Below are 25,076 nucleotides of genomic sequence, written 5' to 3' on the forward strand. Positions count from 1 at the left end.
ACGGACGGAAGGCACGGTGCGAGCGGGCACCGTGCCTCCCGTCCGGGTCGTGGTCGCGTCCACGGCGACCAGACGGATCAGGCCGGGCCGGTCGCGCTCCCCGGGTTGCCGCTGGCGACGATCGCTCCGTTGACGCCCTCGGGGAAGAAGCCGCCCCTGTCGATCTGGTTCGGCGTCAGGAACACCACGTTGAGCACCCGTTCGGCGGTGCGACCGTAGGCGAGGGAGTTCGCGTCGGTCGGCACGAGGTTCACCGCGCCGCTCGACGTCGTGATGCCCTGGTCGTCGTCCGTGGGGCCGTCGAGCGAGTCCCGGGCGTCCGAGATCTTGTTCGCCGGCACCTGCAGGCCCTTGTCGTACAGCTTCGACCGGATGGTGCCGGCGTGGTAGGCCTCGACGGCGAGGATGCCGGCGGCGGCGCTGAGGTACGTCTTGCTGGAGATCAGGGGAGCAGCGCCCTTGTAGGCGGTGACCCCCACGTCCTCGAAGACGTACGCCCCGAGCAGGAAGTTCTCCTCGCTCGCGAACGGGTCGAACGTGCCGGTGGGCCCGACGACCCCCGCGGCTCGGGCGGCGGCCGTGAAGCTGCTCACCAGGTCGATCTTGGGACGGGACACCTTCGCGTCCCCGAGCGCGCTCCGGAGGAACGCGACGTGCGCGCGTTCGTCGTTCGCGATCTCGGTGGCGATCCCGCGGATGGCTGCGGTCTTGAACGGCACCTTCTTGCCACCGATGACCGGCCCCTGGGGGTCGATGCCGGTGATCATGCTGTCGGTCAGGCCCGTGCCGAACACGGCGCGGAGGTAGAACTCGGCCTCGAGGTACTCGAGGTTGAGCGCGAAGTTGAGGATCGCGGCGTCGGAGACGGCGGCGTCCTCCTCGGGGGTGGCGGAGGCGGGGGCGGCGGTGAGCACCGACGAGCCGAGCGCGGCGATGCCGGCTGAGGCGCCGGCGACACCGGCGGCTGCGAAGAAGCGTCGTCGGTCGAGCGCGTTCTCGGCGCTGCGGTCGATGGCGTGACGGATGAAACGGTTGTCGAACATCGTTGTCCTCGAGACGTGCGGGCAGCACGGGGCCCTGGCCGACGCTGCAGGGAAACGGGTCGACCGGGGCACGATCGGCGGGTTGGTCGACCGTGCGGTCAAGGTACCCCCGAACAGGGGTCGTCACCAGGGGTGCGCGGAAACCGGCGGACGCCGTCAGCCGGCGAGGACGCGTTCGGCGACACGACGGAGTGCCGCTGTCGCCGCGATGGCGTCGCCGGCGTAGGCACCCGACATGGCGCCGTCCCGCGCGAGCATGAGCTCGTCGGCGCCGTCGCCCGGGAGCGGGTGGCCGGCGGCCTGCAGGAGTTCCGCGAGACGTTCCGTGTACCAGTCGCGGTGACTCGCGACCACCTGGCGGACGGGGTCGCGCGGGTCGTGGTACTCGGCAGCTGCGTTGAGGAACGCGCAGCCGCGGAACTCGGCCTCGTTCACCTCGTCCGAGACGGCGTCGACCCAAGCGCGGACGGCCCGGGGCGCTTCGCCTGCGTCGGTGACGAGGCGCTCGAACCGGTCCTGCACGCGCTCGTGCTGCGTCCGGATGTAGGCCAGGATCAGGTTGTCCTTTGACCCGTAGTGCTTGTAGAACGTCGCCTTCGTGACGCTCGCCTCGGAGATGAGGCGGTCGACGCCGACGCTGTGGATCCCCTCTTCGTAGAAGAGTCGCGTCGCGGTCTCGAGGATGCGGACCTTCGCGCCGCCGGAGCGGGGAGCCGGGGGGACGCTCGACCCGTCCGACGACGCGAGGTTCGGATTGCTCGGCCCAAGGAGACGCTGGACGGCCGGTTGGGGGGAATCGACCGTCACAGCGTGGCTCCTTGGGACTCATCGGCTCCGCGGCTGAGTGGGGGGACTCGTGCCGCCGAGGACTGATGTCCCGAGCCACCGGATCGGAATCTAGGGGGGGCTACCGATCCGGCGTCTGCAACTGTAGCACATGGAGGACAGACAGACGTGTCGGTCTGTCCTCACTTTGTGTACCCCATTTCGAGGCACACGCCGACTTCGGCCCGGCGCCCGGGGAACGTCAGTAGGCTCGACCGCGATGAACCACCCAGTGCCGTTGCCCCTCGAGGCCCCGGACACGTCGTTCCTGACGTCCGGGGGATCCTTCGTCCGCCGCACCGTCCTCCCCTCGGGCGTGCGCGTGCTGACCGAGGCCGTTCCGGCGTCCCACTCGACGAGCATCGGGTACTGGGTCGGGGTCGGGTCCCGAGACGAACGAGCCGGCCAGTACGGCTCCACGCACTTCCTCGAACACCTGCTGTTCAAGGGCACCACGACCCGCAGCGCGCTCGACATCGCCGTGGCGTTCGACTCCGTCGGTGGCGAGCACAACGCCGCGACCGCCAAGGAGTACACGTGCTACTACGCCCGTGTCCGTGATGCCGACGTGCCGATGGCCGTCCGGGTGATCGGTGACATGGTCACGAACTCGGTGCTCGAAGCGGATGCGTTCGACGTCGAGCGCGGCGTCATCCTCGAAGAGCTCGCGATGGCCGCCGACGACCCGGCCGACGTCGCCGGCGAGGCGTTCTTCGCCGCGGCCTTCGAGGGGCACGCGCTCGGCCGACCGATCGGCGGGACGCCGGAGAGCATCCGCGCGGTGCAGCGTGACGAGGTCCTGTCCCACTACGCGGAGCACTACGCGCCGAACGGGCTCGTCATCACCGCGGCCGGAGCCGTCGACCACGACCGCTTCTGCGCCCTCGTCGAAGAGGTCTTCCAGAGCGCCGGTCGCGCCCGTCCGGTCGCCAGGCGCACGGCGCAGCCCGTGGCGGACCCCGCCGTCGAGAAGCTCACGGTGGTGCACCGTCCCACCGAGCAGGTGAGCATGCTCCGCGGCTCGCAGGGCCTGGACCTCCGTGACGACCGTCGTCCGGTGTTGAGCGTGCTGAACGCCGTCCTCGGTGGGGGCATGAGCTCCCGGCTCTTCCAGGAGGTCCGTGAACGCCGAGGTCTCGCCTACGCGGTGTCCTCCTTCGCGCCCGCCTACCTCGACAACGGTGCGTTCGGTGTGTACGCGGGCTGTGCTCCCGACAAGGTCGGCGGCGTGATCGAGATCGTCGACGCCGAGTTCGCGCGGATGGCCGACGACGGCATCACCGACGACGAACTCCGTCGCGCGAAGGGGCAGATCGAGGGAGCGGTGACGCTCTCCCTCGAGGACTCCGACGCGCGGATGACCCGGCTCGGCCGCGCCGAACTCGGCACCGGCGAGTTCACCGACCTCGACACCGCACTCGAACGGGTCGACCGGGTCACCACGGACGACGTGCTCGAACTCGCCCGAGACCTGCTGACCCGTCCGAAGATCACGTCGGTGGTCGGCGACGTCGAGCGCTCGGCACTCGAGTCCGCGATCGGCATCGGCGGTCGATGACGGAGATGTCGCACTACCTCTACCTCGTCCGGCACGGCGAGCACCAGGACGCCGAGCACGGACTCCGCGACGGCAAGCTCTCCGAGCGCGGCAAGCGCCAGTCGATGCTCGTCGCCGACCGGCTCGGCGGCGTGCCGTTCGACGGCGTCTGGCACTCGCCGCTCGAAGCGCCGAGCGAGACTGCGTCGTTCCTCGCGCAGCGGTTGCCCGCGATCCAGCCGGAGCCGTCGACGCTGCTGTTCGACTGCATCCCCTCTGGACCGACACCGGACATGCCCGCGGCGTACAAGAAGTTCTACGGCGGCATCACCGAGGAGGAGATCATCGCCGGGCAGGCCCAGATGGGCGATGCGGTGGCGGAGTGGTTCACGCCGGCGATGCAGGACCGGCACGACCTGATCATCACGCACAACGCCGTGATCGGTTGGTTCGTGCGCGAGGTCTTCCAAGCGCCCGAGTGGCGCTGGATGGGGACGAACGTCGCCCACACGGCACTGACGATCATCCGCATCCGGTCGGCGAAGCCCGCCGAGCTCGTGACCCTCAACGACACGGCGCACCTGCCGGTCGAGCTCCGGACCGGCCTGCCGGTCGACCAGCCGCTCTAGTCGCGACCGCGATCCGGGCTGGAGGCTCGTGGCGGCCCCGCCACGAGCCTCCCGTCCGCCGTCAGCGCGCGTCCGAGACCCTGCAGCCCTGAGCCGCGCCCGCCCCCATCGAGTGCGCAGAAACGGCGCTCCGCCGCCGCCGCGCGCCGCCGTATCCGCGCACTCGTCCCGCCGCCGGCACCGGACTGGAGGCACGGTGCGGGGCCGCCACGAGCCTCCCGTCCGACGGCTCACCGGCCCGCCCGCATCGAGTGCGCAGGAACGGCGCTCCTCCGCCGCCGCGCGTCGCCACATCCGCGCACTCGTCCCGCCGCCGGCACCGGACTGGAGGCACGGTGCGGGGCCGCCACGGACCTCCCGTCCGGCGGCTCACCTGCCCGGCCACCCCATCGAGTGCGCAGAAGCGGCGCTCCGCCGCCGCCGCGCGCCGCCGTATCCGCGCACTCGTCCCGCCCCGCCACCGGACCGCAGGCGTGATCCGGACGGGAGGCTCCTGGCGGCCCCGCCACGAGCCTCCCGTCGGGCGTCAGCGCGCGTCAGGGGCCACCGGCTTGCGGTACCAGGCGGTCGCGTTCGGGTTGTCGTTGAACGGCTCGACGCGCGCGTAGCCCCGCGAGCGGTACATCGCACCGGCTGCGACGAGCGAGTCGTTCGTGTCGAGCACGATCGACGTCGCGCCGAGTCCGGCGGCCGCGCGCTCCAGCTCGTCCATGATCGCCGTGGCCACGCCCCGCCCGCGGCCCTCGGGCGTGACGAACACGTGCTTCACCTCGAACCGCACGTCGTCGCCGTCGTCCGCGATGCGCCGGAGCCCGCCGCAGCCGAGCGCCCGTCCCACGTCGTCCGAGGCGACCGCGAACACGCCGTTCGGCGGGGTGAACTCCGCGGCGGGCGTCCGCTTCCGCGAGTAGCTGCCCTGCGCGCTCGGGAACGTCGCCTCGCGCTCGTCGAGGTAGGCGTCGAGCAGCACGTCGACCTCCGGCAGGTCGGCCGGGACGATGCGGACGGTGACCCGGGTGCGCTCGGTGGTCATGCGTCGATCCTAGGATGGGGCGCATGGTCACTCCCGTCGCCGTCGTCGGCGCCACCGGTCGTCTCGGGGGCCTCGTGGCCGCCGTCGTCGAGGAACTCCCCGGGTTCGAGCTCGTCGCCAGCCTGTCGTCGAAGGACGGCGCGCACGAAGCCGGGCCGTCGGTCTTCAACGGTGCCGGGATCGTCGTCGACGTCACCGTCCCGGCGCTCAGCCCCGCGATCGTGGCGAACGCGCTGGAGAGCGGTGCGAACGTGCTCGTCGGCACGTCCGGCTGGTCAGCAGACCGTCTCGCGAAGCTCCGGTCGTCGCTCGATGCACGTCCGGAGCAGGGCACGCTCGTGGTGCCGAACTTCTCGATCGGATCGGTCCTCGGCACCCACCTGGCGACGATCGCCGCGCCGTGGTTCCCGGCGATCGAGATCGTCGAGACCCACCACGCGGGCAAGATCGACTCCCCGTCCGGCACCGCCGTGCGCACCGCCGAGCTCATCTCCGACGCCCGGCGGGCGGTCGGCCCGGTCGACGCCCCGCACGTCGACCAGCGTGCCCGCGGGCAGCAGGTCGCGAGCGTGCCGATCCACTCGCTGCGGCTGCCGGGAGTCAAAGCCGTGCAGGACGTGGTGCTCAGCGGCCCGGGGGAGACCCTGACGATCCGGCACGACACGAACGACGACGTGGCCTACGCACCAGGCATCCGCGCCGCCCTCGCCGCGGTCGGCGACCTCCGCGGGCTGTCGGTCGGGCTCGGCACCGTGCTCGGCATCGGCTAGGAGCACCGCGTGAAGCCATGTGCCAGGAGCGTCGCGTGAAGCTCCGCTCGCCGTTCTGGGGCGCCGCCCTGATGACGGTGCTCCTCGCGCTCTACATCGTGCTCGTCGGGCAGCGCGCCGTGGCGTTCATCGCGACGGGCCTCGCCGTGGGCATCGCGATCGGCGTCGCGCTCTTCGTCGTCGCGGCCATCGGTGCGCTCCTGCTCGTGCTCGAGTTCCGGTTCGGGCTGCGCATCACGCGGCTCGGTGCCCGCCTCGAACGCGAGCACGGCACCCCGGCCGACGTCGTCCCGCTGCGTCCGTCCGGCCGACCCGACCGTACGGCGGCAGACGAGCTCTTCCCGCAGTACAAGGCCGCGGTCGAGGCCGCTCCGGACGACTGGCGTGCCTGGTTCCGACTCGGGGTCGTCTACGACGCCGCAGGCGATCGGAAGCGAGCCAGGGCAGCGATGCGGACCGCCCTGGCCCACTCCCGCTAGAACGCCGCGTCGACCGCGGCTTCTGCCCGGGTGTACCGGAAGGCGTAGCCGGACTCGAGCAGCTTCGTCGGGACCATCTGCTGGCTCGACAGCAGCATCTCGTCCGCGGCGTCCCGCAGCAGCGCCTTCAGCGCGAACTCCGGGATCCGGAAGAGGTACGGGCGGTGCAGGTCCTCGGCGACGCGCTTCGTGATCCGGTCGGCGACGGCCGGTTCCGGACCGGCGAGGTTCACGGGGCCGGACACCTCGGCTGCGGAGGACACGGTGGCGAGGTGCACGATCGCACCGACCTCGTCCTCGAGCGCGATCCACGGCCAGTGCTGGCCGCCGGTGCCGAGTCGTCCGCCCAGTCCGGCCTTCGTGAGCGGCACGAGCGGTGCGAGCGCGCCCCCGCCCTTCCCGACGACGATGCCGGTCCGCAACGTGACCACCCTGACCCCGTCCGGCGCCCGGTTCGCGGCGGCTTCCCATGCGGTGCACACCTCGGCGAGGAAGCCCGTCCCGGCATCGGCGTCGTCCCCGAGCACGTCGGAGGGGCGGTCGCCGTAGACGCCGGACGCGGACCCGGACAGGAACAGGCGCGGCGGGGTCGTCGCGTGCCGCATCGCCTCGACGAGCGTGTCCGTCGCGTCGACCCGGGAGCGCAGGATCTCCTGCTTGTACGTGTCCGTCCACGGCAGCTTGCCGATGTTCGCCCCGGCGAGGTTGACGACCACGTCCGCGCCGTCGAGGACCGCGGGGTCGAGCGGTCGGCTGCCGGGGGCCCACCGGAACTCCGTCGGGGTGTGCGGCTCGCGCCGCACCAGGGTCGAGACGTGGTGCCCGGCGTCGCGCAGGGCACGCACCAGCGGGGTCCCGATGAACCCGGACGCGCCGGCCACCAGGATCGAGAGCGGTTCGGTCATGGAGACCACGCTACGCAGTCGGTCTGGAGGCTCGGGGGACGTCTCGCACGTCGACTCGCCAGTGTGGGTGGTCACGTTTAGGCTTCGGGTGTGACCGACACCGCGACCGTCCTGCCCGACGCCACCGTTGCCACCCCGTACGAAGACCTCCTCCGGCGCGTCCTCGACGACGGCGCTCCCAAGGGCGACCGCACCGGGACCGGCACACGCAGCATCTTCGGCGCGCAGCTCCGGTTCGACCTGTCGAAGGGCTTCCCCCTCGTCACGACCAAGCGCGTCCACTTCAAGTCGATCGCGTACGAACTCCTCTGGTTCCTCCGCGGCGACGGCAACGCGACCTGGCTGCAGGAGCACGGCGTGCGGATCTGGAACGAGTGGGCGGACGAGTCCGGCGACCTCGGCCCGGTCTACGGCGTGCAGTGGCGCTCGTGGCCGACGCCGTCCGGGGAGCACATCGACCAGATCGCCCAGGTCATCGAGCAGATCCGGACGAACCCCGACTCGCGCCGGCTCATCGTGTCGGCGTGGAACGTGTCGGACATCCCGGACATGGCGCTCGCACCGTGCCACGCCTTCTTCCAGTTCTTCGTCAACGACGGCAAGCTCTCGTGCCAGCTCTACCAGCGGAGCGCCGACATGTTCCTCGGCGTGCCGTTCAACATCGCCTCGTACGCACTCCTGACGCACATGATCGCGGCGCAGACCGGGCTCGAGGTCGGTGACTTCGTGTGGACGGGCGGCGACTGCCACATCTACGACAACCACATCGAGCAGGTCCGCGAGCAGCTCTCCCGCACGCCGTACGCGCCGCCGACGCTCGAGATCGCACACCGCGACTCGATCGACGACTACGAGTACGAGGACTTCCAGGTCCTCGGCTACCACCACCACCCGGCGATCAAGGGCGCGGTCGCCGTCTGATGCCGACGGAGCAGTGGGTCGAACCCGTCCGGGGCGTCGGCCTGGTCTGGGCGCGGTCGCTCGACGGGGTCATCGGCGCGGACGGCGGGATGCCGTGGCACGTGCCGGAGGACCTCGCGCACTTCCGGCAGGTGACGGGGGACGCCACCGTCGTGATGGGTCGGCGCACCTGGGACTCGCTGCCGGAGCGCTTCCGACCGCTCCCGGGTCGCCGCAACGTCGTGCTCACCCGCGACGCGTCGTGGTCGGCCGACGGTGCCGAGGCCGTGCACGACCTGGCGACGGCGCTCGACACCGACGAGCCCGTCTGGGTCATCGGCGGGGGACAGGTCTACGAGGCGGCGGTGCGCTTCGCGGACCGGGTCTCCGAGACCGTGATCGACACCGAGGTCGCCGGCGACACCGTCGCGCCGACGCTGGACGACGCGTGGTCGCTCGTCGACGAGGGCCCGTGGCAGACCTCCCGCACGGGCGTCCGCTACCGCTTCCTGGAGTGGCGCCGCCGCTCGTAGCGCGCGCCGCGCGCCTCCCTCGATCTGGTGGGTGGCGTGTGTGGGGCGGGACCGGCGTGACGGTGCCGCGCCGAGCCTCCCGGCCGGCCGCTGGTGCCGCACCGTCCGGGCGGACGGCCTCGCCCGCGCGCATCCCCGGTACGCTGGTGGCCGTGTCCCCGCGTGAGAATCCCTTCGGTCAGGTCCTCGTCGCCCTCGTGACCCCCTTCACCGCCGACGGTGAAGTGGACTGGCCGGGCGTCGAGCAGCACATCGACGACTGCATCACCGCCGGTGCCGACGGCATCGTCGTGACCGGCACCACCGGTGAGACGTCCACGCTCACCGACCCGGAGAAGCTCCGGCTGGTCGAGGTCGGGAAGTCCGTCGCGAACGGCCGCGCGAAGATCATCACGGGCGGCGGCTCCAACGAGACCGCACACGCGATCCACCTCTACAAGCAGAGCGAGCAGGCCGGCGCCGACGGCGTCATGATCGTCACGCCGTACTACAACAAGCCGACGCAGTCCGGCGTGCTGACGCACTTCCGGATGATCGCGGACGCCACCGACCTGCCGGTGATCCTGTACGACATCCCGGGCCGCACGGGCATCCCGATCACGTACGAGACGATCGTGCGGGCCTCGCACCACCCGAACATCATGGCCGTCAAGGACGCCAAGGGCGACTTCGCCGAGGTGTCCCGCGTGCTCAACAACACCGACCTGATGTACTTCTCCGGCGACGACACGAACGTGCTCCCGCACCTGTCGATCGGCGCGACCGGACTCATCGGCGTGACGGCGAACATCACGTCCACGCCGTACCGGACCATCATCGACGCGGTGAACGCCGGTGACCTCGCCACCGCGACGCGCGAGCACCAGCGCATCGAGCCGCTGGTCCGCGCCGTGATGACGCACGTCCCCGGCACCGTCGCGGCGAAGTACATCCTGCACGGGCTCGGCCGAATCGGCAGCCCCCGTGTCCGTCTGCCGCTCGTCGGCCCCGAGGACTCGGAGGCGTACGCCATCGAGACCTCCCTCGAAGCCGTGCACGGGATCCCCGGCGCCGACTTCTCCAACTTCCGCCCGGACCGCAACGCGGCCGCGGGAGGAGCGCTTCCGAAGGTGCCAGGCACCACCCGTTGATCGACCGCGGCGCGCAGGACGCGCGCCGCCGAAGCAGTCAGGACCGAATGCCCACGCAAGTCTCCGAACCCCAGCCCCTCGAGCCGGGCACCCTCCGGGTCATCCCCGTCGGTGGCCTCGGCGAGATCGGTCGCAACATGACCGTCTACGAGTACGAGGGCAAGCTGCTCATCGTCGACGCCGGCGTGCTGTTCCCCGAGGAGCACCAGCCGGGCGTCGACCTGATCCTGCCCGACTTCGCGCCGATCCGGGACCGCCTCGACGACGTCCTCGGCGTCGTGCTCACGCACGGTCACGAGGACCACATCGGCGCCGTGCCGTACCTGCTGAAGCTCCGCCAGGACATCCCGCTGATCGGGTCCACGCTGACCCTGGCGCTCGTCGAGGCGAAGCTCAAGGAACACCGGATCAAGCCCTATACGCTCGTCGTGCAGGAGGACCAGACCGAGCAGCTCGGCCCGTTCCACCTCGAGTTCGTCGCGGTGAACCACTCCATCCCCGACGCCCTCGCCGTCGCCATCACGACCCCGGCAGGGCGCGTGCTGCACACCGGCGACTTCAAGATGGACCAGCTGCCGCTCGACGACCGCATCACCGACCTCCGTGCGTTCGCGCGACTCGGCGAGGCCGGCGTCGACCTGTTCCTGCCGGACTCCACCAACGCCGACGTCCCCGGGTTCACCGCTCCGGAGCGCGACATCGGTCCGGTGCTCGAGAACATCATCATGCGGGCGCGCAAGAAGGTCGTCGTCGCGAGCTTCTCCTCGCACGTGCACCGCGTGCAGCAGGTGCTCGACGCCGCGGCCGCCGCGAACCGCCGTGTCGCGTTCATGGGTCGCTCGATGATCCGCAACATGACGATCGCCGCCGACCTCGGGTACCTGCGGGTGCCGGAGAACGTGCTGATCGACACGAAGAAGGCCAAGGACGTCCCGGACGACCAGATCGTCTACATGTCGACCGGGTCCCAGGGTGAGCCGATGGCCGTCCTCGCCCGGATGGCGAACCTCGAGCACCAGATCGAGATCGGCGACGGCGACACCGTCATCCTCGCGTCGTCGCTCATCCCGGGCAACGAGAACGCCGTCTACCGCGTGATCGACGGCCTGACGAAGCTCGGTGCGAAGGTCGTGCACAAGGGCAACGCGAAGGTGCACGTCTCGGGCCACGCGTCCGCCGGCGAGCTGCTGTACTGCTACAACATCCTGCGTCCGCGCAACGTCCTGCCCGTGCACGGCGAGCACCGGCACCTCTACGCGAACGCCGACCTGGCGATCCAGACGGGTGTCCCGCCGCGCAACGTCATCCTCGGACAGGACGGCATCGTCGTCGACCTGAAGGACGGCGTCGCGAACGTCGTCGGACAGCTCGACATCGGGTACGTCTACGTGGACGGTTCGACCGTCGGCGAGATCACCGACGCCGACCTCAAGGACCGTCGGGTCCTGGCGGAAGAGGGCTTCATCTCCGTGTTCTGCGCGGTCGACTTCGCAACCGGACAGTGCGTCATCGGCCCGGAGATCCAGTCGCGCGGCTTCGCCGAGGACGACTCCGTCTTCGACGACGTCCGCCCGCAGATCGCCCGTGCACTGGCCGACGCGGCCGGCAACGGTACGCGGGACCAGCACGCGTTCAGCCAGGTGGTCCGCCGGACCGTCGGCCGCTGGGTGAACACGAAGCACCGCCGCCGTCCGATGATCGTCCCGGTGATCATCGAGGCGTAGGGCCCCGCGCGCGGTCCGACCGGAGGCCCGCCGCACGTCCGTCCCGGACGCTGCGGCGGGCCTTCATCTCATCCCAGAGCATGATCTTTCGTCGGCATGCCGGTCACTAGTATTCCTGTGTGATCGTTCTGCGTCGCTGGGTGTGGCCCGGCCTCAAGTTCCTGGTGTTCGCCGCCATCGCAGTGGCACTCGTCCGGCTCGCGTTCTTCGCCGCCCAGCCGCCGGAGGCCGACAAGGTCCCGACCGGCAAGATCGACGACCCGGTCGTCACGGTGGAGAAGGGTGACATCAGCAACGACGTCGAGGCGAAGGGTACGATCCGCTCCGTCGCGTCCACCCCGGTGCGCGCGACGGCAGCCGGCACCGTGAACCGCCTCTTCGTGGCGAACGGCGACCACGTCGAGCAGGGTGCGGCGATCCTCGACGTCCGTGTCGAGACCCCGGTCGACGGTGTCACGGCCGACGGCAGCCCGCTCCCGCCCAAGGTCACCTTCTCGACCGTCGCCGCTCCGGCCGCCGGCACCGTGTCCGGGCTCGACCTGGTGTCGAAGCAACCGGTCGACATCGGCACGACCGTGGCCCGCGTCGCCCCCGAGTCGTACCGCGCGAGCGCCACGCTCGAGGCCGCGCAGCTCTACCGCCTGGTCAACCGCCCGTCCGAGGCGACGGTGACGGTGACGGACGGCCCGGCGCCGTTCACCTGCACCAACCTGTCGTTGACGAGCGCGGCCGCGTCCGACTCCTCCTCGTCGGACACCGACGCCGCGGATGGGTCAGGATCGGAGTCGTCGTCCGGCGGGACGCAGCTGGAGTGCGACGTCCCGGGCGACGTCACGGTGTTCCCGGGGCTCGAGGTCACCGTGGCCGTGCCCGCCGGCAAGGCCGAGGGCGTCCTGACCCTCCCGACCACGGCCGTCCAGGGCACCGCGCAGAAGGGTGTCGTCACCGTCGTCACCGACGAGGGGAAGCACGAGACGCGCGACGTCGAGCTCGGCATCAACGACGGTGAACTGGTCGAGGTGAAGTCCGGGGTGGCCGAGGGTGACCAGGTCCTGCAGTTCGTCCCGGGCAAGGAGCAGTCCGAGGACGACTCCACCGAGGGTGGCGCGGTGATGGTCGGATGAGTCTGGTCTCCGTCCGCGGGCTGCAGAAGTCCGTCACGCTGCCGGACGGCTCGACGCTCGAGATCCTCCGCGGGATCGACCTCGACGTCGAAGCCGGCAGCACCACCGCGATCGTCGGCCGCTCGGGCTCCGGCAAGTCGACGCTGCTCAACGTCCTCGGGCTGCTCGACACCCCGACCGACGGCACGCACGAGTTCGGCGGGGTCGACGTCGGCCGGGCCGGGTCGCTCCGTCGCGACCGGATCCGCGGGGCCGACGTCGGCTTCGTGTTCCAGCAGTTCAACCTGCTGCAGGGTCGCACCGCGGTCGAGAACGTCGAGATCCCGCTCCTCTACGCGACCGGGAAGGACTTCTGGCGTCGTCGTCGTCTCGCCATCGAGATGCTCGACCGTGTGGGGCTGGCCGACCGGGCCGACACGCAGCCGCACCGGCTCTCCGGCGGCGAGCAGCAGCGCGTCGCGATCGCCAGGGCGCTCGTCCGCTCGCCCCGGCTCATCCTGGCCGACGAGCCGACCGGAGCGCTCGACGTCGACACCGGTCGCATCGTGATGGAGCTGCTCGAGACCGTCGCCGCCGAGACCGGTGCCGCGCTCATGACGATCACGCACGACGCCGCCGTCGCGGCCCGAGCGGACACCGTCCACCGGATCGACCACGGCCTCGTGGTCGACGCGTTCGAGGAGGCCGCCGCGTGAACGGCGTGTTCAGCACCGTCGTCGGGACCTTCGTCGAGTCCTGGCAGGAGCTCCGCGTGCACCGGGGCCGTGTCGTCCTCAGCCTGGTCGGTGTGACCATCGCCGTCGCGTCGCTCGCCGTCGTGGTCGGGTTCGGATCGCTCGCCGAGAAGGCGACGGAGGCGTTCAACGAGCAGTACGGTGGCCGGCCGGCGACGTTCCAGCTCACCGCTTCGACGAAGTCGGGGGACGCCCTGCCCGACGAGGACGCGGTGTTCGACCAGCTCCGTGCCGGGGCTGCTCGCTACGACGTGTCGTACGCGAGCGAGGCGGCGGAAGGGCCGCGGAAGGTCCAGTTCCCGGACGGCGTCGGCGACGTGTGGACGAAGACCGTCGATCCCGGGTACGCCGAGATGCACCGGGTCCGGATGGCCGACGGATCATGGTTCACCGAGTCCGACCGTGACCGGCTCGCGCCGGCGATCATCGTGAACCGGGCCTTCCTCGACCGCCTGGGTGACCCCGACCTCGTGACGCACCCGACCGTCCGACTGCCCGGGACGCCCGCGGTCACCGCGGTCGTCGTCGGGGAGTACAAGACGTCCGAGTACGACACCGAGCCTGGCATGTTCCAGCTCGCGCGCACGACGGCCGCCGCCGGGACCGTCGTCGACCCGGAGATGGGCGGCAGTCGCACGTTCGAGGTCTGGATCCCCGCGTCGGGTGGCAAGCAGCTCGCGAAGCGGATCGCGAGCGACACCGAGCGGACCCTCGGCGGCGGCGTCGAGGTCACCGCGAGCCGCATGGACGCCGGTGCCACGGTGGACGGTGACCCGCTCGGGCCGCTGCGCTGCGTCATCGCCGCGGTGTCCGTGCTCGTCCTGGTGCTCGGCGGGCTCGGGCTGCTCAACGTGTCGCTCGTGAGCGTCCGGCAGCGGATCCGCGAGATCGGCATCCGGCGCGGTGTCGGTGCCTCCGCCGGCCGGATCTTCGTGGCCGTACTGCTCGAGAACGTCCTCGGGACCGCCGTCGCCGGGGGCATCGGCGTGATGCTCGGGGCGGCGGTGCTCAGCAACGAGACCGTGCGGACCGCGATCACGAGCGGCGCCGACATCGGGGGAGCACCGTTCCCGCTCGAGGCCGCGTTCGTCGGGATCGGCGCCGCGGTCTTCGTCGGGGCGCTCGCCGGACTGCTCCCTGCGCTCGTCGCGGTGCGCGTCAAGGTCATCGACGCGATCCGGTACTGACCCGTCGGGTGCCCCGCCGCCTCGTGCGGCGGGGCTCCGTCGGTTTGTCCCCAGGTGGCGTTAGGGTCTACCCCATGGCCGGAGGCACCAAGTCGACCACGCGCTCACGCGCGTCATCGTCGTACCGTGGAAGCGGGTCGCGCGGGACGTCGCGCACGCAGGCCACCACGAAGAAGCTGCCGCAGGCGAAGCCGTCGGTCGAGTTCACCGGGCAGAACCCGCTCGTGACCGCCTGGATGGGCATGGCCCACGGCGTCGGTGCGATGTTCCGGCTGCTCGGGTCCGAGACCCTCGAGAAGGACCAGCGTCGCGACGGGTTCCCGTTCTTCCTGTTCGTGCTCGCCATCGCCGGCGCGGTCGTCGAGTGGCTCAACCCGAGCAACGGCGTCTCGGTGGCGCTCGATGCGTACACGTTCGGCGGGCTGTTCGGCCGGCTGGCGTTCGCGCTCCCCGTCATCATGATCGTGTTCGCCGGCTGGCTGTTCCGGCATCCGGCGTCCGTCCACGACAACACCCGGATCGGGATCGGCCTCGGGCTGCTGCTCGTGTCGATCTCCTCCCTGTGCCACGTCTTCGGTGGCCAGCCGAGCGCGTCCGACGGCATGCCGGCGCTCGCCACGGCTGGTGGTGTGATCGGCTGGGTCGTGATCGGCTGGCTGGTCGCGGTCGCCACCGTCTGGATCGCCGTCCCGGTGGCGATCGTCCTGCTGGTGCTCTCCCTCTTCATCATCACCAAGACGCCGCCGAACAAGGTCGGGCGTCGACTCCACGAGCTGTACGCGTACCTGTTCGGCGCCCCGGCCCCTGCCGCTGAGGAAGATGTCCCCGCGGAACCGGCGAAGGCGCCGCGCAAGGGCGTCGCGGGCAAGATGGACTCGCAGGGCCTGCAGCTGTTCGACGACCTCGGGTTCGGCGACGGCGAGCAGCCGGACGACGACGCCGAGGCGCACATCCCGTGGTGGCGCCGCAACAAGTCCGGTCGCGAAGAAGACCCGGCGTACGACAGCCCGGTCATCCCGGCCTCGACCGCCGCGGTCGCAGCGGCACCGAGCCCGAACGCCGGTGCCGCTGCCGGTCTCGTCGACCACACGCCGGCCGAGCCCGCGTCGGTGAACCTCAACGACTCCCTCGAGCAGGACGTCGCCGCTGACCTCGACCGTGCCGAGCAGGCGCTCCGTGACTTCGGCGCCCCCGTGCCGGACGACCGCACCGAGGTGATCCGTCCGGAACGGGACCTGCCCGCGGCGGCCGCACCGAGCCTCCCGTCTGCTCCGGCCGACCCCGTCGACGACGCGACCGGCCAGGCGGACGACGCGATGGCGGCGGCATCGGCGGACGACCCGTCGAAGCCGTACCGGCTCCCTGCGGCCACGACGCTGAGCGCCGGGACGCCGTCGGTGGCGCGCAGTCAGGCGAACGACGACATCGTCGCGGCCATCACCGGTGTGCTCACCGAGTTCAAGGTCGACGCGAAGGTGACCGGCTTCTCCCGCGGCCCGACGGTGACCCGGTACGAGATCGAGCTCGGGCCCGGCGTCAAGGTCGAGCGCGTCACGGCGCTGTCGAAGAACCTGTCGTACGCGGTCGCCTCGAACGAGGTCCGCATCCTGTCCCCGATCCCGGGCAAGAGCGCCATCGGTGTCGAGATCCCGAACTCGGACCGCGAGATCGTGTCGCTCGGCGATGTCCTGCGCTCGAGCGCCGCGACCAAGTCGAAGCACCCGATGACGATCGGTGTCGGCAAGGACGTCGAGGGCGGCTTCGTCGTCGCGAACCTCGCGAAGATGCCGCACCTGCTCGTCGCCGGCTCCACGGGGTCCGGCAAGTCGGTGTTCATCAACTCGATGATCACCTCGCTGCTGATGCGCGCGAAGCCGTCCGAGGTCCGCATGGTCCTCGTCGACCCGAAGCGCGTCGAGCTCTCGATCTACGCCGGGGTGCCGCACCTCATCACGCCCATCATCACGAACCCGAAGAAGGCAGCGGAGGCGCTGCAGTGGGTCGTGAAGGAGATGGACATGCGGTACGACGACCTCGCGTCGTTCGGGTTCCGGCACGTCGACGACTTCAACAAGGCGATCGAGAACGACGAGATCGTCCTGCCCGCCGGCAGCGAACGGAAGCTCAAGCCGTACCCGTACCTGCTCGTCGTCGTCGACGAGCTCGCCGACCTCATGCTCGTCGCCCCGCGCGACGTCGAGGAGTCGATCGTCCGCATCACCCAGCTCGCACGTGCCGCCGGCATCCACCTGGTGCTCGCGACGCAGCGGCCGTCGGTGGACGTCATCACGGGCCTCATCAAGGCGAACGTCCCGTCGCGGATCGCCTTCGCCGTGACGAGCGTCACCGACTCGAGGGTGATCCTCGACCAGCCCGGCGCCGACAAGCTCATCGGGCAGGGCGACGCGCTCTTCCTACCGATGGGGTCCTCGAAGGCCGTCCGCGTGCAGGGCGCATGGGTGCAGGAGAGCGAGGTCGCCGAGGTCGTCCAGCACGTCACCCGGCAGGCCCAGCCCGAGTACCGCCAGGACGTCCAGGCCGTGGTCGAGCGCAAGGAGATCGACGCCGACATCGGCGACGACCTCGAGCTGCTCCTCGCCGCGGTCGAACAGGTCGTCTCCACGCAGTTCGGGTCGACCTCGATGCTCCAGCGGAAGCTCCGCGTCGGGTTCGCGAAGGCCGGGCGGCTGATGGACCTCATGGAGTCGCGAGACATCGTCGGGCCGTCCGAGGGGTCGAAGGCGCGGGACGTCCTCGTCACCGGCGACCAGCTGCCGGCGGTGCTCGCAAAGCTCCGCGGCGAGGAGCCGCCGGAGCCAGCCGCGGCAGCGCCGGCGCCGGCGTCGCCGCCGGTTTCGTCGCCGTCCGACGACGGGGACCGGTACAGCGCTGACCCGGTCGGAGACATGACGCGCGGGTACGATCGAGTCGAGGAAGAACCGGACGAGGACGCCTGGGGCCTCACGGGCAGGGAGTGAAGACGATGACCGCCTCGGAAGGCACCAACACGAAGCGGTTCCCCTGGCGGGGACGTCTCGTCCGCAAGGGACCGGGTCCCGCGTCGACGGCGAACGTCGCGAACATCATCACCGTCATCCGGATCCTGATGGCGCCGCTGTTCTTCGTCCTGCTGCTGGCCGATGCCGGGCAGGACGGCCCGACGCGCATCTGGGCGGCTGTGCTCTTCGTCGTGGCCATCGTCACCGACAGTGCGGACGGCATCATCGCGCGGCGTCAGGGCCTCGTCACGGACTTCGGCAAGCTCGTCGACCCGATCGCCGACAAGGTGCTCATCGGGGGAGCGCTCGTCGCCCTGTCCATCCTCGGGGAGCTGCCCTGGTACGTGACGGTCCTGATCATGGTGCGCGAGATCGGCATCACGGTGTTCCGGTTCGCCGTCCTGTCCGACCGGGTGATCCCGGCGAGCCGCGGCGGCAAGATCAAGACCGTGCTGCAGGCGGTCGCCATCACGCTCGCGCTCTTCCCGTGGTGGAACATCGCCGGCGACTTCGCCCACTGGACGAACGGGATCCTGATGACAGCCGCGTTCATCGCCACGGTGTGGAGCGGGCTGGACTACCTCTGGCAGGCGTGGAAGCACAACCGGACCGCAGCGTGACCCTCGCGTCATCGGTCGTCGCCGCGCTGACCGCGCGGGGTGAGACCGTCGCGGTGGCGGAGTCGCTCACCGGCGGGCTCGTCGTGTCGGAACTCGTGGGCGTCCCCGGAGCGAGCGCCGTCGTCCGCGGGGGAGTCGTGGCCTACGCGACGCCCGTCAAGGCGTCCGTCCTCGGCGTCTCCGCGGCGCTCCTCGCCCGGAACGGTGCTGTGGACCCGACCGTGGCGGCGCAGATGGCCACCGGCGTGCGGACCGCCCTGGCGGTCGACGGCGAACCCGCGACGTGGGGGATCTCGACGACGGGTGTCGCCGGGCCCGACCCGCAGGACGGCCAGCCCGTCGGCACGGTGTTCGTCGGCATCGCATCAGCGGCGGGCGCGGAGGCATTCGAGTTGCACCTCGACGGGGACCGTCAGGCAATCCGACAGGCTGCTGTCTCCGAACTCCTGACACGACTGCACGTCACGCTCGAGACCGGGGAATAGCCCGCGTTACCGCTGGGTTACATCTCACGCAATCTCCAGCAGGACGGCAGCCCAGGTGGCTAGCATGCTGCAACCGGCAACGCTAGTGTTGCTGAACCCGAACCCGGTCACCCTGGCCGGTCGGGCGCGGAGACGACAGAGAGGAGGAGTTCTCATGGTTCTCGTTCGTCAGGAAATCGGCGACGTTCTGCGGGACTTCCGCTTGCAGAAGGGCCGGACCCTCCGTCAGGTCGCGTCCAAGGCCAGCGTTGCTCTCGGGTACCTCAGTGAGGTGGAGCGCGGTCAGAAAGAGGCCAGCTCGGAGATCCTCGCGTCCGTCGCGGATGCGTTGGACACCCCGATCTCCACGATCATGCGCGAGGTTGGAGACCGCCTCGCCGTGGTGGAAGGTCTCACCCCGGTCCCGGACACGCTCCCGGACGAACTCGTCGCCGAGTTCGACAACGACCTCGCGGTGCGCTGAGACGCACTGCACACGAACGCCCCCGTCGGTCCGCCGGCGGGGGCGTTCGCCGTTCGTGCTGACGCTTAGGGTGGTCTGATGCGTGTGAGTGAGTTCTGGCGAGCCGTCGACCAGGTCTTCGGGGAGGCCTACGGCGCGGTCGTCGCCCGTGACGTGGTGCTCGAGGAGCTCGGCGGGCGCTCCGCTGCCGATGCCATCGCCGCCGGGATCGACACCCGGAAGGTGTGGGACGCACTGTGTGACTCGCAGGACGTCCCGCAGGATCGGCGGCACGGCAAGGGGTTGTTGGAGCCGCGCGACTAGCGTTCTGCGACCGAACATCTGTTCGGCGTGTCGCTCGAACGCGTGTTCGATGGGTGATAGCTTCCTGCACAGCGGCGTGATCGGCGGATTCATCCACAGTCAGCGCGGTGACCGGCATCGATGTCGGTGGCCCGCCCTAGGTTCGAAGCCATCGGGAACGTCCGAAGCCTTGTCGAAGAACCAGGGGCCTTGCACCACCGGCCCCGGGGGACGGGACAGCCTACAGGCGGCCGACATCGAGCACGAAGGAGCACACCATGCCATCACCCGCAGACCGCGAGAAGTCCCTCGAGACCGCACTCGCCCAGATCGACCGGCAGTTCGGCAAGGGCGCGGTGATGCGCCTCGGCTCCGACGAGCGTGCACCGGTCGCGACCATCCCGACCGGCTCCGTCGCCCTCGATGTCGCGCTCGGGATCGGTGGGCTGCCGCGTGGCCGCATCATCGAGATCTACGGCCCGGAGTCCTCGGGTAAGACCACCCTGACGATCCACGCCATCGCGAACGCGCAGCGCAACGGTGGCATCGCCGCCTTCATCGACGCCGAGCACGCGCTCGACCCCGAGTACGCCAAGAAGCTCGGCGTGGACATCGACGCGTTGCTCGTGTCGCAGCCCGACACCGCCGAGCAGGCACTCGAGATCGCCGACATGCTCGTCCGCTCCGGCTCGATCGACCTGATCGTCATCGACTCCGTCGCGGCGCTCGTGCCCCGCGCCGAGATCGAAGGCGAGATGGGTGACTCCCACGTGGGCCTCCAGGCACGACTCATGTCGCAGGCGCTCCGCAAGCTCGCCGGTGGGCTGAACCAGACGCAGACCACGATGATCTTCATCAACCAGCTGCGCGAGAAGATCGGTGTGTTCTTCGGCTCCCCGGAGACCACGTCCGGCGGTAAGGCGCTGAAGTTCTACGCGTCGGTCCGCCTCGACATCCGTCGCATCGAGACGCTGAAGAGCGGCACCGACGCCGTCGGCAACCGCACCCGCGTGAAGGTCGTCAAGAACAAGATGGCGCCGCCCTTCAAGCAGGCGGAGTTCGACATCCTCTACGGCACGGGCATCTCGCGTGAAGGCTCGCTGCTGGACTTCGGCGTGGACCACGGCATCGTCAAGAAGTCCGGTGCCTGGTACACCTACGACGGCGACCAGCTCGGGCAGGGCAAGGAGAACTCGCGTTCCTTCCTGATCCAGAACCCGGAGATCGCTGCGGAGATCGAAGGCAAGATCCTCGCCAAGCTCGGCATCGGTGGCGCCAAGGCCACCGAAGAAGCAACGGCACCGGTCGAGTCGCTCGAAGCCAAGCTCACCGCACGCAAGGGCGCGTGACCGGGCACGACGACGGCAGCGACGACCTCGCACCGGTCACCGACCTGTTCGGTGCGAGGTCCCGCCGCCGTCGGACACCGCCGCTGCCCGAGCCCGAGAGCGAAGCGGACACCCCCGGCGTCGAGAGGACGCGCGATGCCGATGCCGATGCGAGCGCGCCGGTTCCGCTCCGTGCACACCGTGCGCAGTCCGAGTGGGTCTCACCGGTCGTGGGGGACGGTTCCGGTCGCAGCGCCCGCGCCGAGCAGGACGGCTACGCCACCGACGTGGCCGATGCCACGACGGCGTCGGTGTTCTCGATCGCCGGCGGTGACGAGATCGACCCCGCTGATGCGCCCCGGCCGCTGGACGAACAACGCGCGGACGCCGAGGGGCTCAGCATGCGCGCCCTCGGCCGGAAGGGCGTGAGCGAGTCCGAGCTCCGGACGATGCTCCGGGGCAACGACCTCGACCCGGACGTGGTCGAGCACGAGGTCGAGCGGCTCACCCGTGTGGGGCTGCTCGACGACGTCGCCCTCGCGACCGACCTCGTGGACCGGCTCCACGATCGCAAGGGACTCGGGCGCCAGGGTGTCGTCGCCGAACTCCGCCGGCGTGGCATCGACCAGGCGGCGATCGACGCGGCCCTCGACGCTGCGGCGGACGACGAGGACGACGAGTTCATCCGTGCGATCGAGCTCGCCGAGAAGCGCGCCGGTCAGCTCAGGGGACTGGATCGTGCGACCGCAGAGCGCCGGCTCTCCGGATTCCTGATGCGCAAGGGCTACAACGGCGGCGTCGTCCGCATCGCGGTGGAGCGAGCGCTCGACGGCGGCGGGTCACGGAAGGGCGGGCCGCGCGGCACGGTCCGGTTCGAGTAGGCGCCGATCCACCACGCGCCGATTTCCCACGCGCCGATTTACCCCACGTGCCGATTTACACTGGGACGACCATGGCCACCGTCGCAGCGCAGCCCCGCACCTACGAAGTCCGCACCTACGGGTGCCAGATGAACGTGCACGACTCCGAGCGCCTCAGCGGGTCGCTGCAGGCCGCCGGGTACGTCGCGGCGGACGGCACCCAGGCGGACGTCGTGGTGATCAACACGTGCGCTGTGCGTGAGAACGCCGACAACCGGCTCTACGGCAACCTCGGGCAGCTCGCGGGCATCAAGCGGGACCACCCCGGCATGCAGATCGCGGTGGGTGGCTGCCTGGCGCAGAAGGACAAGAACGTCATCCTCGAGAAGGCGCCGTGGGTCGACGTCGTCTTCGGCACGCACAACATGGGGTCGCTGCCGACGCTGTTGGAGCGCGCCCGGCACAACGGTGAGGCGCAGCTCGAGATCCTCGAGTCCCTGGACGTCTTCCCGTCGACGCTGCCGACCAAGCGCGACTCGACGCACAGCGGGTGGGTGTCGATCTCCGTCGGCTGCAACAACACCTGCACGTTCTGCATCGTCCCGTCGCTCCGTGGCAAGGAGAAGGACCGTCGTCCCGGCGACGTCCTCGCGGAGATCCAGGCGCTCGTCGACGACGGCGCGATCGAGGTCACGCTGCTCGGCCAGAACGTGAACTCCTACGGCGTCGAGTTCGGGGACCGGCAGGCGTTCGGCAAGCTGCTGCGCGCCGCCGGACAGATCGAGGGCCTCGAGCGCGTGCGGTTCACGAGCCCGCACCCGGCGGCCTTCACCGACGACGTCATCGACGCGATGGCCGAGACCCCGAACGTGATGCCGCAGCTGCACATGCCGCTGCAGTCCGGCTCGGACCGAGTCCTCAAGGCGATGCGCCGCAGCTACCGGAGCGAGCGGTTCCTCGGGATCCTGGACCGCGTGCGCGCCAAGATCCCGAACGCGGCGATCTCCACCGACATCATCGTGGGGTTCCCCGGCGAGACCGAGGCCGACTTCGAGGACACGATGCGCGTCGTCGAACAGGCCCGGTTCGCGTCGGCGTTCACGTTCCAGTACTCGATCCGCCCCGGGACCCCGGCGGCCACGATGGACGACCAGCTCCCCAAGGAGGTCGTCCAGGCACGCTACGAGCGGCTCACCGCGCTGCAGGATCGCATCACCGCGGAGGAGAACCAGCGGCAGGTCGGCCGTACGGTCGACGTCCTGGTGGCGACCGGTGAGGGCAAGAAGGACGGTGCCACGCACCGGCTGTCCGGCCGCGCCGAGGACTCCCGTCTCGTGCACTTCTCGGTGCCGGCCGGCTCCGACGTCCCGCGCCCCGGCGACGTCGTCACGGTCGAGGTGACCCGTGCTGCACCGCACTTCCTGATCGCGGACACCGACCAGCCGCTCCGCATCCGGCGCACCCGTGCCGGCGAGGCGTGGGACCGTGCGCAGGCCGAGTCCTGCGGTGTCCCGGCCCCGGCGGCACCTGGTGACGGGCCGAAGCCGGTGTCGCTCGGTCTGCCGACGATCCGTGTCGGCCGCTGAGCCCGCACCGGGACTGCACGGCGAGCCGGGCGAGCCCGCGGCCGGCACCGTCTCGCTGATCGCCGTCGTCGGCGCGACCGGCACCGGCAAGTCCGACCTGGCGATCGCGATCGCCGATCGACACCGTGCGCACGGCCGGAACGCCGAGATCGTCAACGCTGACGCGATGCAGTTCTACCGCGGCATGGACATCGGCACCGCGAAGGTCCCGCTCGCCGAACGACACGGCATCCCGCACCACCAGCTGGACGTGCTCGACGTCACCGACGAGGCGAGCGTCGCCGCGTACCAGCGCGACGCACGAGCGATCATCGGTCGGATCGTCGACGACGGCGGGGTCGCGGTCCTCGTGGGGGGCAGCGGCCTCTACGTGTCGTCCGTCCTGCACGACCTCGAGTTCCCCGGCACCGACCCGGAACTCCGCGCCGCGCTGGAACGCGAGCACGCGGACGACGGACCGAACGCACTGCTCGCGCGGCTGCGCGAACTCGACCCGGCGGCCGCCGAGACGATCGACGTCCGCAACCCACGGCGGTTGATCCGCGCCGTGGAGATCGCGAGCCGATCCGACCGGGTCACCCCGAGCCTCCCGTCCGCGCCGCGCGCGTGGCGACCCGCCCGTGTCCTGCACCTGCGTCGTGATCGTGCGCAGCTCGTCGCCGCGCTCCACGACCGCGCAGCGGGCATGTTCCGTGACGGACTCGTCGACGAGGTCGCCGCGCTGCGGACGCGCGGGCTCGAGCAGGGACGCACGGCGCGTGCCGCGATCGGGTACTCCCAGGCGCTCGGCGTCCTGCGCGGCGACGCGACGGTCGCCGACGCCGTCGAGGCGACCGCGGTGGCGACGCGGAAGTACGCCAGGCGACAGGTCTCCTGGTTCAAGCGGTACGCCGACGCCGAGGACCTCGACGTGACCGGTGCCGACCGGCAGGAGCTCTCGGACGTGGCCCGTAGGATCGTCCCGTGACCGAGCTGCACTTCACCAAGGGCCAGGGGACCGGCAACGACTTCGTCCTGTTCGCCGACCCGGACGCGACGGTCGACCTGACGCCGGACCGGATCCGCGCGATCGCCGACCGACGGTTCGGTGTGGGGGCCGACGGCGTGATCCGGGCGGTGCGGGCTGATGCCCTCCCCGAGGGGCGCGCCATCGCTGCGTCCGCTCCCGAGGTCACGTGGTTCATGGACTACCACAACGCCGACGGCACGGTCGCGGAGATGTGCGGGAACGGCATCCGTGTCTTCGCGCGCTACCTGACCGAGTCCGGGCTCGTGGACCTCGAACCCGGCGAGACCCTGTCCGTGGGGAGCCGCAAGGGCATCGTCGACATCCAGCGGCAGGCGAACGGGTTCGCAGCCGACCTCGGGCGGTGGGACCTCGGCATCGAGGGCGGTGGGTCTTCCGACGTGCTCGTCCGCGCGAAGAACCTCGACCGTGCCCGCCCGGGCCTCGGTATCGACGTCGGCAACCCGCACGTCGTGGTCGCCGTCGCGACGGAGGACGAGCTCGCCGACCTCGACCTGACCTACGTCCCTGTGCTCGACCCGGCACCGGCGGCCGGTGCGAACGTCGAGTTCGTGCTGCCGGGGGAGCCGCTCGTGCAGGACGGCGTCGGGCAGATCACGATGCGGGTGCACGAGCGGGGGAGCGGCGAGACGCTGTCCTGCGGCACCGGTGCGGTCGCCGCAGCGCTCGCGACGCGGTACTGGGCGGGGGCCAGCGCGCCGGACACCTGGCGTGTGCGGGTCCCTGGTGGCGTCGTGACCGTACGGATGTTCGCGGCCGAGGACGGCGAGCACGTGTCGCTCGCCGGTCCGGCCGAGCTGGTCTTCTCCGGCGACCTGACCGTCTGACGCGGGGCGCGCGGCGGTGCGCTTGAGACGCCCGACCGGCCGCCGA

The 25,076-nt window shown here is 70.7% G+C and carries 25 protein-coding genes; 21 read left to right on the forward strand and 4 right to left on the reverse strand.

Annotated features, from left to right (window positions below):
- Positions 1–77: 77 nt before the first annotated feature.
- Positions 78–1,043, reverse strand: coding sequence for a ferritin-like domain-containing protein (locus QK288_RS08855; protein WP_281267434.1), 966 nt, complete (start codon positions 1,041–1,043; stop codon positions 78–80).
- A 156-nt stretch (positions 1,044–1,199) separates the two neighbouring features.
- Positions 1,200–1,850, reverse strand: coding sequence for a TetR/AcrR family transcriptional regulator (locus tag QK288_RS08860; RefSeq protein WP_281267435.1), 651 nt, complete (start codon positions 1,848–1,850; stop codon positions 1,200–1,202).
- A 238-nt stretch (positions 1,851–2,088) separates the two neighbouring features.
- Here QK288_RS08860 and QK288_RS08865 point away from each other — a divergent pair, with 238 nt between their 5' ends.
- A complete protein-coding gene (locus QK288_RS08865) occupies positions 2,089–3,426 on the forward strand; it encodes a pitrilysin family protein (protein ID WP_281267436.1) in 1,338 nt (445 codons plus the stop codon).
- A gap of 5 nt (positions 3,427–3,431) precedes the next feature.
- Entirely contained in the window at positions 3,432–4,034 is a 603-nt protein-coding gene (locus QK288_RS08870) for a histidine phosphatase family protein (RefSeq protein WP_281267437.1), read from the forward strand.
- Positions 4,035–4,560: 526 nt separating this feature from the next.
- On the opposite strand, the gene QK288_RS08875 is transcribed toward QK288_RS08870, so the two are convergent.
- The gene (locus tag QK288_RS08875) at positions 4,561–5,067 is read right to left on the reverse strand and encodes a GNAT family N-acetyltransferase (RefSeq protein ID WP_281267438.1); all 507 of its coding nucleotides are present in this window, start codon (positions 5,065–5,067) and stop codon (positions 4,561–4,563) included.
- Between the two features lie 23 nt (positions 5,068–5,090).
- On the opposite strand from QK288_RS08875, the gene dapB reads away from it, so the two are divergent.
- Both dapB and QK288_RS08885 read left to right on the forward strand, forming a co-directional pair.
- On the forward strand, positions 5,091–5,837 hold the full coding sequence (gene dapB / locus QK288_RS08880) for a 4-hydroxy-tetrahydrodipicolinate reductase (RefSeq protein WP_281267439.1): 747 nt from the start codon (positions 5,091–5,093) through the stop codon (positions 5,835–5,837).
- 71 nt (positions 5,838–5,908) lie between these two features.
- Positions 5,909–6,316 (forward strand): tetratricopeptide repeat protein, encoded by a 408-nt coding sequence (locus QK288_RS08885; protein WP_281267560.1) that lies wholly within the window; start codon positions 5,909–5,911, stop codon positions 6,314–6,316.
- Here QK288_RS08885 and QK288_RS08890 read toward each other — a convergent pair.
- Positions 6,313–7,221: a TIGR01777 family oxidoreductase gene (locus tag QK288_RS08890; RefSeq protein ID WP_281267440.1), complete on the reverse strand. Its 909-nt coding sequence runs from the start codon at positions 7,219–7,221 to the stop codon at positions 6,313–6,315. The genes QK288_RS08885 and QK288_RS08890 overlap by 4 nt on opposite strands.
- Positions 7,222–7,311: 90 nt before the next feature.
- Between QK288_RS08890 and QK288_RS08895 the strand changes: the two genes are divergently transcribed.
- The 17 genes from QK288_RS08895 (at position 7,312) to dapF (ending at position 25,030) form a co-directional block, all read left to right on the forward strand.
- On the forward strand, positions 7,312–8,142 hold the full coding sequence (locus QK288_RS08895) for a thymidylate synthase (RefSeq protein ID WP_281267441.1): 831 nt from the start codon (positions 7,312–7,314) through the stop codon (positions 8,140–8,142).
- Complete coding sequence (locus tag QK288_RS08900) at positions 8,142–8,654, forward strand: dihydrofolate reductase (protein WP_281267442.1); 513 nt, start codon at positions 8,142–8,144, stop codon at positions 8,652–8,654. The genes QK288_RS08895 and QK288_RS08900 overlap by 1 nt, the downstream gene beginning before the upstream one ends.
- Before the next feature lie 152 nt (positions 8,655–8,806).
- Positions 8,807–9,784: a 4-hydroxy-tetrahydrodipicolinate synthase gene (dapA, locus tag QK288_RS08905; RefSeq protein WP_281267443.1), complete on the forward strand. Its 978-nt coding sequence runs from the start codon at positions 8,807–8,809 to the stop codon at positions 9,782–9,784.
- 47 nt (positions 9,785–9,831) lie between these two features.
- Complete coding sequence (locus tag QK288_RS08910; RefSeq protein ID WP_281267444.1) at positions 9,832–11,508, forward strand: ribonuclease J; 1,677 nt, start codon at positions 9,832–9,834, stop codon at positions 11,506–11,508.
- 119 nt (positions 11,509–11,627) lie between these two features.
- Positions 11,628–12,632, forward strand: coding sequence for an efflux RND transporter periplasmic adaptor subunit (locus QK288_RS08915; RefSeq protein WP_281267445.1), 1,005 nt, complete (start codon positions 11,628–11,630; stop codon positions 12,630–12,632).
- On the forward strand, positions 12,629–13,327 hold the full coding sequence (locus tag QK288_RS08920; protein ID WP_281267446.1) for an ABC transporter ATP-binding protein: 699 nt from the start codon (positions 12,629–12,631) through the stop codon (positions 13,325–13,327). The genes QK288_RS08915 and QK288_RS08920 overlap by 4 nt, the downstream gene beginning before the upstream one ends.
- Positions 13,324–14,553: an ABC transporter permease gene (locus tag QK288_RS08925; RefSeq protein ID WP_281267447.1), complete on the forward strand. Its 1,230-nt coding sequence runs from the start codon at positions 13,324–13,326 to the stop codon at positions 14,551–14,553. Before QK288_RS08920 ends, QK288_RS08925 begins: the two co-directional genes overlap by 4 nt.
- Positions 14,554–14,627: 74 nt before the next feature.
- Positions 14,628–17,531, forward strand: a complete 2,904-nt coding sequence (locus QK288_RS08930) for a DNA translocase FtsK (protein WP_281267448.1) — start codon at positions 14,628–14,630, stop codon at positions 17,529–17,531.
- Entirely contained in the window at positions 17,528–18,172 is a 645-nt protein-coding gene (gene pgsA, locus QK288_RS08935; RefSeq protein ID WP_281267449.1) for a CDP-diacylglycerol--glycerol-3-phosphate 3-phosphatidyltransferase, read from the forward strand. Before QK288_RS08930 ends, pgsA begins: the two co-directional genes overlap by 4 nt.
- Positions 18,169–18,657, forward strand: a complete 489-nt coding sequence (locus QK288_RS08940) for a nicotinamide-nucleotide amidohydrolase family protein (protein WP_281267450.1) — start codon at positions 18,169–18,171, stop codon at positions 18,655–18,657. Before pgsA ends, QK288_RS08940 begins: the two co-directional genes overlap by 4 nt.
- A 154-nt stretch (positions 18,658–18,811) precedes the next feature.
- The gene (locus tag QK288_RS08945; RefSeq protein ID WP_058725115.1) at positions 18,812–19,120 is read left to right on the forward strand and encodes a helix-turn-helix transcriptional regulator; all 309 of its coding nucleotides are present in this window, start codon (positions 18,812–18,814) and stop codon (positions 19,118–19,120) included.
- Between the two features lie 78 nt (positions 19,121–19,198).
- Positions 19,199–19,423 carry a DUF3046 domain-containing protein gene (locus QK288_RS08950; RefSeq protein ID WP_123656394.1) on the forward strand — a complete coding sequence of 75 codons (225 nt, stop codon included), beginning with the start codon at positions 19,199–19,201 and terminating at the stop codon, positions 19,421–19,423.
- Positions 19,424–19,680: 257 nt separating this feature from the next.
- Complete coding sequence (gene recA, locus QK288_RS08955) at positions 19,681–20,751, forward strand: recombinase RecA (protein WP_281267451.1); 1,071 nt, start codon at positions 19,681–19,683, stop codon at positions 20,749–20,751.
- Positions 20,748–21,611, forward strand: a complete 864-nt coding sequence (locus tag QK288_RS08960) for a regulatory protein RecX (RefSeq protein WP_281267452.1) — start codon at positions 20,748–20,750, stop codon at positions 21,609–21,611. The genes recA and QK288_RS08960 overlap by 4 nt, the downstream gene beginning before the upstream one ends.
- A 71-nt stretch (positions 21,612–21,682) precedes the next feature.
- The gene (gene miaB, locus QK288_RS08965; protein WP_281267453.1) at positions 21,683–23,176 is read left to right on the forward strand and encodes a tRNA (N6-isopentenyl adenosine(37)-C2)-methylthiotransferase MiaB; all 1,494 of its coding nucleotides are present in this window, start codon (positions 21,683–21,685) and stop codon (positions 23,174–23,176) included.
- A gap of 13 nt (positions 23,177–23,189) precedes the next feature.
- Positions 23,190–24,143 carry a tRNA (adenosine(37)-N6)-dimethylallyltransferase MiaA gene (miaA, locus tag QK288_RS08970; protein WP_281267561.1) on the forward strand — a complete coding sequence of 318 codons (954 nt, stop codon included), beginning with the start codon at positions 23,190–23,192 and terminating at the stop codon, positions 24,141–24,143.
- Positions 24,140–25,030: a diaminopimelate epimerase gene (dapF, locus tag QK288_RS08975; RefSeq protein WP_281267454.1), complete on the forward strand. Its 891-nt coding sequence runs from the start codon at positions 24,140–24,142 to the stop codon at positions 25,028–25,030. Before miaA ends, dapF begins: the two co-directional genes overlap by 4 nt.
- The last annotated feature ends 46 nt before the right edge of the window (positions 25,031–25,076 follow it).

It is taken from the genome of Curtobacterium sp. 9128 (assembly GCF_900086645.1).
Classification (GTDB): domain Bacteria; phylum Actinomycetota; class Actinomycetes; order Actinomycetales; family Microbacteriaceae; genus Curtobacterium.

What these genes read in the sequence shown, in the direction of transcription:
- QK288_RS08855 (WP_281267434.1), bottom strand. Translation starts at nt 1,043, where the DNA reads ATGTTCGACAACCGTTTCATCCGTCACGCCATCGACCGCAGCGCCGAG.
- QK288_RS08865 (WP_281267436.1), top strand. Translation starts at nt 2,089, where the DNA reads ATGAACCACCCAGTGCCGTTGCCCCTCGAGGCCCCGGACACGTCGTTC.
- QK288_RS08870 (WP_281267437.1), top strand. Translation starts at nt 3,432, where the DNA reads ATGTCGCACTACCTCTACCTCGTCCGGCACGGCGAGCACCAGGACGCC.
- QK288_RS08875 (WP_281267438.1), bottom strand. Translation starts at nt 5,067, where the DNA reads ATGACCACCGAGCGCACCCGGGTCACCGTCCGCATCGTCCCGGCCGAC.
- dapB (WP_281267439.1), top strand. Translation starts at nt 5,091, where the DNA reads ATGGTCACTCCCGTCGCCGTCGTCGGCGCCACCGGTCGTCTCGGGGGC.
- QK288_RS08885 (WP_281267560.1), top strand. Translation starts at nt 5,909, where the DNA reads ATGACGGTGCTCCTCGCGCTCTACATCGTGCTCGTCGGGCAGCGCGCC.
- QK288_RS08890 (WP_281267440.1), bottom strand. Translation starts at nt 7,221, where the DNA reads ATGACCGAACCGCTCTCGATCCTGGTGGCCGGCGCGTCCGGGTTCATC.
- QK288_RS08900 (WP_281267442.1), top strand. Translation starts at nt 8,142, where the DNA reads ATGCCGACGGAGCAGTGGGTCGAACCCGTCCGGGGCGTCGGCCTGGTC.
- QK288_RS08910 (WP_281267444.1), top strand. Translation starts at nt 9,832, where the DNA reads ATGCCCACGCAAGTCTCCGAACCCCAGCCCCTCGAGCCGGGCACCCTC.
- QK288_RS08920 (WP_281267446.1), top strand. Translation starts at nt 12,629, where the DNA reads ATGAGTCTGGTCTCCGTCCGCGGGCTGCAGAAGTCCGTCACGCTGCCG.
- QK288_RS08930 (WP_281267448.1), top strand. Translation starts at nt 14,628, where the DNA reads ATGGCCGGAGGCACCAAGTCGACCACGCGCTCACGCGCGTCATCGTCG.
- QK288_RS08945 (WP_058725115.1), top strand. Translation starts at nt 18,812, where the DNA reads ATGGTTCTCGTTCGTCAGGAAATCGGCGACGTTCTGCGGGACTTCCGC.
- QK288_RS08950 (WP_123656394.1), top strand. Translation starts at nt 19,199, where the DNA reads ATGCGTGTGAGTGAGTTCTGGCGAGCCGTCGACCAGGTCTTCGGGGAG.
- recA (WP_281267451.1), top strand. Translation starts at nt 19,681, where the DNA reads ATGCCATCACCCGCAGACCGCGAGAAGTCCCTCGAGACCGCACTCGCC.
- miaB (WP_281267453.1), top strand. Translation starts at nt 21,683, where the DNA reads ATGGCCACCGTCGCAGCGCAGCCCCGCACCTACGAAGTCCGCACCTAC.